Origin of the sequence: Polaromonas sp. (genome assembly GCF_043778355.1) — a bacterium.
Lineage (GTDB): Bacteria > Pseudomonadota > Gammaproteobacteria > Burkholderiales > Burkholderiaceae_C > Polaromonas.
Genome location: NZ_JAYWHI010000104.1, coordinates 1 through 6,677 on the forward strand (window position 1 = coordinate 1; position 6,677 = coordinate 6,677).

The window sequence follows — 6,677 nt, forward strand, 5'->3', positions numbered from 1 at the left end:
GTTGTCGTTGCCATAGCTACGGCTATGTCGCCTCCTCCCGCCTTGCCTGACAGCCGAATGGACAATTTCACTTCATCACCTTATTAGCAGGACAGGACACTAGCCATGACAACAACCGCCATCCTCAGCGCGCTGGCCGAAGAGCAGCAGGGCCTGATCGGGCTGCTGGAACAGCCGCAAAAAACCCGCCACGCCGGGCGCGACTTCTGGCACGGCCGGCTGCACGGCCAGCCGGTGGTGCTGGCCCTGTCGCGTATCGGCAAGGTGGCGGCGGCCACCACCAGTGTGGCGCTGATCGAGCGTTTCAAGGTGGAGCGTATTGTGTTCACCGGCGTGGCCGGTGGCCTCGCCGAGAGTGTGGCCGTCGGTGACATGGTGGTGGCCAGCGAGTTTGTGCAGCACGACATGGATGCCTCGCCACTTTTTCCGCGCTACGAGGTACCGCTGTACGGCCAGAGCCGATTTGTCTGTGACAAGGCGCTGACGGCTTTGCTGCTGCAGGCCAGCCGCGCCGGGCTCGAAAGCCTGGCCCTGCCGGCGAAGACCTTGCTGCATCACGGCCTGATGGCCAGCGGTGACCGTTTTGTCTCCGGCGCAGCCGAGGCGCGGTCCCTGCGCTCGGCGCTGCGGCTGGGTGGGCATGTGGTGCTGGCGGTAGAGATGGAAGGGGCGGCGGTGGCGCAAGTGTGTTTTGACTACGGCCTGCCGTTTGCGGCGGTGCGCACAATTTCCGACCGGGCCGATGACACGGCGCATCTGGACTTCCCGGTCTTCGTCAAGGATGTCGCGAGTTTGTATGCCCAGGCGATGGTTCGGCACCTGTTGGCGCTGCTGTAGAAGATCGCCGGAAAACGGCCTGCTTTAAAGCTGGATCATGCGAATCGCTTTGCGCGAACCGTCGTTCATGTCCTTGACCGCCTGGAGCAGCTGGCTCAGATACAACTGCGCCTCGGTTTTTTCCAGTCGGGCCGGCTGCGCCATGAAGCCAATGGCGATGTGAAAGACCAGCGGGTCGGCGCCGGGCAATTCGCTGGACGGACGCAAACCGCTGGCGAGTATCCTGGTCGCGACGTCGTTGACCGAGTCACTGCTCATCGGCCCTTCCATCAACAAGGCAAACTGGCTGTCTCCAACGCGGGCCACGGTGTCGGTGGTCTGCGCCACCGCGCGAATGCGCGAGGCGGCCATCACCATCGCGCGGTCGCCGGTCTCGCGGCCATGCTCTTGCTGCAAGGCGGTGAAGTTGCTCAGGTTGATCAGCAGCAGCGCGCAGGGTTGCTGGTAACGCCCGGCCGTGCTCAGGACCTGGCCCAGTTTGCTGACCAGCACCCGGCTGGACCTGAGCCCGGTCAGCGGATCGGTTGTGCGCAGTGCGGCAGCACGGGTTTCCGGTTCGCGTCGCTGCGTCACGCGGCGCAGCAGGCCGTAAAACAGGATAGGCAGCTCCAGCGCCGAACCCAGCAGCAAGGCATGTTCAGTCAGAAAACTGGCCCTGATCAGTCCCATGTTGCGTGCGAGCGGGAACAGCGCGGCGACGATGATGGGAAGAAACCCGAGCGCGAGCCAGCGCGCGTGCCGGTCGCCTTCGAACAGGGACACGCTGACCACCAGCAGCAAGGCCACAATGGCCGCACTCACGAGCACATTGGCCACGGCAAAACTCTCCACAGTCGGGACAGTGCCATCGATCAACGCGATGCCCAGCAGCAGGCCACACATGGCCATCAATAACCAGTCCAAAGCGCGGGAGAAGCGCCAAGGCGTGGTGACGGTGCGAACAAACAGCATGGCGGTTGCGGCCGCTGCCAGAGGCAGTGCGAAGACGGCGGGGTTGTTCAGGGCCGGTCGTTCCGGCCACCCGTAGAGGCCGGCAATACCGGTGAAAGCAACTTGCGAAGCTGCAAAGGTGGACACATAGAGGGCGTAGCTCGCAAAACCCCAGTCGCGGTAAGCCACCGCGTTGACCAGCGCCAGCAGACTGACCAGGATGGCCAGTCCGAAGTAGGCGCCCAGCAGCAGGTGGTCAAGCTGGCGCGCAGCCGTGAGCTGGGTGTCTGAAACTGCGCGCGGGACCGCCGAGAACGGGACACGCGCGTGCTCAATGCGCAGGTAATAACGCACCGGCTGGCCTTGTTCGGGGCTCAGCGACAGTGCCGGGAAGCGGCCCGGAAGCGGCCAGGCGCTCATGGGCAGGGTGTCGCCCGCCTGCTGAACCACCCAGTGCCCGAGGCTGTTGCGGTAATACAGGCTGATCTTGTCCACGGCGGCCATCGGCAGCTCCAGCTTCCAGTGATCGCGCGGGTCGTTGACCACGGCGTCAAAGCGCATCCACAGTGCGGCGTTGTCCAGCGCCTGTGGCTTGCTGCCACGGCGCGGCGTGAAGCTCACCTGTGGAGGGCCGGCCTCTACCGTCTCCACAGAGGTCTGGCCTCCTGTATCCAGCCAGCTGTCCAGCGAGGTCGCCAGGCTGACGGGGCCGCGGTCTCCGCCCAGCGTCAACAGCCCGGCCGCAGCGGCGGGGGCGGCCAACAGGCTGGCCTGCAGGCAAACCACGGCCAGCACCGCCCTGGCAAAGGCGGCAAGCGCTCCTTCGGCGGTCAAGGTGTTGTTGGCTCCCACAGGAACGTATTGTGCGACAAGCATTTTTTGGCGAGATCGCCTGTCGTTCAGGCCTTGGGCCGAGGCCCCGGCTGCTATCGATACAATAGCAAATAAGTCAGGTTTTATATGGGCAAAAGGCCAATTTGATCAGGAGTTTGTGTTGCAGACGCGCAGCACCTCGTTGCCATAGGCTTCGAGTTTTTTGATGCCAATGCCGCTGATGCCTTCCAGGTCGGTCAGCGTCTGCGGCGCGCGCTCGGCAATCGCGCGCAGGGTCGCATCGTGAAAGATCACAAAGGCCGGCAGGTTGTGTTCCCGTGCCACTTCGGCACGCCAGGCTTTGAGCCGGGCCAGGCGCTCCAGTGCGCCGGCATTGAGTGAAGCCTCGGCCAGACCCTTGACCGAAGTCTTGGTGCTTTTTTTGCGCCGCTCGCCCGCACCGCCTGCGGCCTGTTCGCGCAGCAGCACGCTGACTTCGCCTTTAAGCACCTGGCGCGCGTCGGGCAACAGTTGCAGGGTGTTGAAGGCGTCGGGGTCGACCCGCACCATGCCCTTGGCAATCAGCTGGCGCAACACGCCACGCCACTGCACTTCGGCCAGGTCGGCGCCTATGCCGAAGGTGCTGAGCTTGTCGTGGCTGTGCTGCAGCACTTTTTCAGTCGCCTTGCCGCGCAGGATGTCCATCAGGTGGCCGGCGCCGAAGCTGATGCCGCTGGCTTGCTGCACGCGGTAGATACAACTTAGCATCTTGCGGGCCGCTTCGGTGGCGTCCCAGACCTGGGGCGGATTTAAGCAATTGTCGCAATTGCCGCAGGGCAAACTGTCTTCGCCGAAATAATGCAGCAGGCTGACGCGCCGGCAGCGCGTGTCTTCAGCCAGACTCAGGAGCGCATCGAGCTTGCCACGCATGACCTGCTTGAACTCTTCGCTGGCTGCTTCGCTGGTGTCGATCATGCGGCGCTGGTTCACCACGTCCTGCAGGCCATAGGCCATCCAGGCGTTGGCCGGCAAGCCGTCGCGCCCGGCGCGTCCGGTCTCCTGGTAATAGCCCTCGATGTTTTTCGGCATGTCCAGGTGCGCAACAAACCGCACGTCGGGCTTGTCGATGCCCATGCCGAAAGCAATGGTTGCCACCATCACCATGCCGTCCTCGCGCAGGAAGCGGTCCTGACGCTGCTGGCGCAGCGCGCTGTCAAGACCGGCGTGGTAGGCCATGGCCTTCAGGCCGGCGTCCTGCAGCATGTCGGCGACTTCTTCGACCCGCTTGCGCGACTGGCAATACACAATGCCGGCCTCGCCCGCGTGTTCGTTTTCGATGAAACGCAGCAACTGGTGCGTGGCATCACTTTTCTCGACGATGGTGTAACGGATGTTGGGCCGGTCGAAGCTGCTGACAAATTCACGCGCGTTTTCGAGCTTGAGCCGCTCAATCATGTCCTGGCGTGTCAGCGCATCAGCGGTCGCGGTCAGCGCGATGCGCGGCACGTCGGGAAAGGTTTCGTGCAGCAGGCTCAGCGACCGGTATTCGGGCCGGAAGTCGTGGCCCCACTGGCTCACGCAATGCGCCTCGTCGATGGCGAACAGGCTCAGCAGGCCGCGCTCGTGCAGCGAGCCGAGCAGGCCCTTCATGCGCGGCGTGTTGATGCGCTCCGGCGCGGCGTACAGCAGGGTCAGCTCGTTGCGCAGCAACTGCTTTTCAAGTGCACTGCTTTCTTCCTGGGTCTGGGTTGAGTTCAGGAAGGCGGCAGATACACCGGCTTCGTGCAGCGCACCGACCTGGTCGTGCATCAGCGCAATCAGTGGCGAGATCACCACCGTCACGCCGTGTCCGGCGTTTTGCCGCGCGATCGCGGGGATCTGGTAACACAGCGACTTGCCACCGCCGGTGGGCATCAGCACCAGCGCATCGCCGCCGGCGACCACATGCTCGACGATGGCCTGCTGTGGGCCGCGGAAGTCCGAATAGCCGAAAACCTGACCCAGGATGTCCAGCGGGGAGGGGGGAGTCGAGGTGTGCGGCAAGGTGGGGGGATCAGGGGAGAAAAAGATTGCTACTGAATAAATAGCTGCTTACGCCCGCTGGATAAGGGCTGGAGCCTGATTGGGCTCAAAAGTCGGCTACATCTGCTCCCACGGCAGACCTTCAAAACGCCAGCCGCTCAGGGTGGAGCGCTGGAACTGCTCGTCGAGCTCACCCTCAAAGCCGTGCACCACGTTGATGACCTCGGCAAAACCCGCAGCTTCCAGTGCCTGGCCAGCGGCCAAGGTGCGCTGGCCGGAGCGGCAGATCAGCAACACTGGCTGGTCCTTGCTGCTGGCCTCCCGCGCCACCGCATCGGCAAACTTCTTCGCATCCGGCGTCAGGTCGGGGTATTCATACCAGGGCACATTGACCACGCCGGGCGGCCGACCGACATACAGCGACTCGATTTCCATGCGCACGTCGACAAACAGCGCGTCGGGGTGCTGCTGGAGATAGTCCCAGGCTTCTTTGGGTTGGAGGTGTTTCATGGGGATGGGGGTATCCGGCGGGAGCCTTATTGTCAGGCATGTTTCTGGCCGAGGGCGGGACTCGTCCGCAGGGTTTGTAGGTGCAGGGGCTACGCTTAAAATCGGGGCATGAAGCAAGCCATCTACACCCGCGGCGCGGCGCTCCCCGCCATCCTCGAAAAACGCATCGCCATTCTCGACGGCGCCATGGGCACCATGATCCAGCGCTTCAAGCTCAATGAAACGCAGTACCGGGGCGAGCGCTTCAAGGACTTCCATAAAGACGTCAAGGGCAACAACGAGCTGCTGAGCCTGACCCGGCCCGACGTGATTCAGGACATCCACGAAGGTTATCTGGCGGCGGGCGCCGACATGGTGGAGACCAACACTTTTGGTGCGACCACCGTGGCCCAGGCCGACTACGACATGGCCGAGCTCGCGGTCGAGATGAACGTCGAGTCGGCGCGCATCGCGCGTGCTGCCTGCGACAAGTTCTCCACGCCGGACAAACCGCGTTTTGTCGTTGGCGCCCTCGGCCCCACCCCCAAAACTGCCAGCATCAGCCCCGACGTCAACGACCCCGGCGCGCGCAACACCAGCTTTGAGGAACTGCGTCAGGCCTATTACGAGCAGACCGAGGCGCTGGTCAGGGGCGGCGCTGACGTGTTGCTGGTCGAGACGATTTTCGACACGCTCAATGCCAAGGCCGCGCTGTTTGCGATTGACGAGTATTTCGACAACAGCGGCGAGCGCCTGCCGCTGATCATCAGCGGCACCGTGACCGACGCCTCGGGCCGCATCCTGAGTGGCCAGACCGTCACCGCCTTCTGGCACAGCATCCGCCATGCCCAGCCGCTGGCCGTGGGTCTGAACTGCGCACTGGGTGCCGCGCTGATGCGTCCCTACATCCAGGAGCTGGCGCGTGTGGCGGGTGATACCTTCATCAGTTGTTACCCGAACGCCGGTCTGCCAAATCCGATGAGCGACACCGGTTTCGACGAGACCCCCGACGTGACCTCGCGCCTGCTGCGCGAGTTTGCCGCCGAAGGGCTGGTCAATATCGTCGGTGGTTGCTGCGGCACGACGCCGGAGCACATTGGCGCGATTCATGACGCCGTCAAGCCGTTGGCGCCGCGGAGTATTCAACGTGGGTTCTTTTATAAGGAAGCGGCCTGAGGCGCTGAACCTCCGGCGTCATCCCGGACTTGATCCGGGATCCATGTTGGATAACTCGTACAGATTGGCTTGCCAGCAAGCCGGGGGTTGCCCGGCGGCAACTCACTTTTCTTTTGCGTCGCCAAAAGAAAAGTAAGCAAAAGAAAAAGCGACCCTGCTGTTTGCGTCCCTTCGCTTCGCTACGGGCGACCTGCGGTGCTCGGTCCAGCCGGGGCCGGGCTCGAACTCGGCTAACGCCTCAGACAATCGCCCGTCCTGATCCGTCTGGCCCTGCGCTCCTCGGCGCATACAGAAGGGTGGTGGGGACCGGAGCGGATTCGGGCACGGGATCGGGCTCCGGCGGGGTCGCGCTTTGCGCGTCCCCGCCTCCCCGAATTGGTATTGGTTTTCGGTTCCGCTCCCCCACCCGT

Annotated in this window: 5 protein-coding genes; 2 read left to right on the forward strand and 3 right to left on the reverse strand. The window is 63.6% G+C overall.

What is annotated here, in order from left to right:
* Positions 1 to 105: 105 nt before the first annotated feature.
* Positions 106 to 837 carry a 5'-methylthioadenosine/adenosylhomocysteine nucleosidase gene (locus ACH2CW_RS15235; protein ID WP_395059639.1) on the forward strand — a complete coding sequence of 244 codons (732 nt, stop codon included), beginning with the start codon at positions 106 to 108 and terminating at the stop codon, positions 835 to 837.
* Between the two features lie 24 nt (positions 838 to 861).
* On the opposite strand, the gene ACH2CW_RS15240 is transcribed toward ACH2CW_RS15235, so the two are convergent.
* From ACH2CW_RS15240 to ACH2CW_RS15250, 3 genes are all read right to left on the reverse strand, one after another.
* A complete protein-coding gene (locus ACH2CW_RS15240; RefSeq protein WP_395059641.1) occupies positions 862 to 2,643 on the reverse strand; it encodes a 7TM diverse intracellular signaling domain-containing protein in 1,782 nt (593 codons plus the stop codon).
* Positions 2,644 to 2,748: 105 nt separating this feature from the next.
* Positions 2,749 to 4,623, reverse strand: coding sequence for a DNA helicase RecQ (recQ, locus tag ACH2CW_RS15245; RefSeq protein WP_395059643.1), 1,875 nt, complete (start codon positions 4,621 to 4,623; stop codon positions 2,749 to 2,751).
* A 96-nt stretch (positions 4,624 to 4,719) separates the two neighbouring features.
* Positions 4,720 to 5,112 carry a rhodanese-like domain-containing protein gene (locus tag ACH2CW_RS15250; protein ID WP_395059645.1) on the reverse strand — a complete coding sequence of 131 codons (393 nt, stop codon included), beginning with the start codon at positions 5,110 to 5,112 and terminating at the stop codon, positions 4,720 to 4,722.
* A 108-nt stretch (positions 5,113 to 5,220) separates the two neighbouring features.
* Here ACH2CW_RS15250 and ACH2CW_RS15255 point away from each other — a divergent pair, with 108 nt between their 5' ends.
* The gene (locus tag ACH2CW_RS15255; protein WP_395059647.1) at positions 5,221 to 6,267 is read left to right on the forward strand and encodes a homocysteine S-methyltransferase family protein; all 1,047 of its coding nucleotides are present in this window, start codon (positions 5,221 to 5,223) and stop codon (positions 6,265 to 6,267) included.
* The last annotated feature ends 410 nt before the right edge of the window (positions 6,268 to 6,677 follow it).

Bases quoted from the DNA above. Each gene is read 5' to 3' on its own strand.
- ACH2CW_RS15255 (WP_395059647.1), top strand. From the start codon at position 5,221: ATGAAGCAAGCCATCTACACCCGCGGCGCGGCGCTCCCCGCCATCCTC.
- ACH2CW_RS15235 (WP_395059639.1), top strand. From the start codon at position 106: ATGACAACAACCGCCATCCTCAGCGCGCTGGCCGAAGAGCAGCAGGGC.
- ACH2CW_RS15250 (WP_395059645.1), bottom strand. From the start codon at position 5,112: ATGAAACACCTCCAACCCAAAGAAGCCTGGGACTATCTCCAGCAGCAC.
- ACH2CW_RS15240 (WP_395059641.1), bottom strand. From the start codon at position 2,643: ATGCTTGTCGCACAATACGTTCCTGTGGGAGCCAACAACACCTTGACC.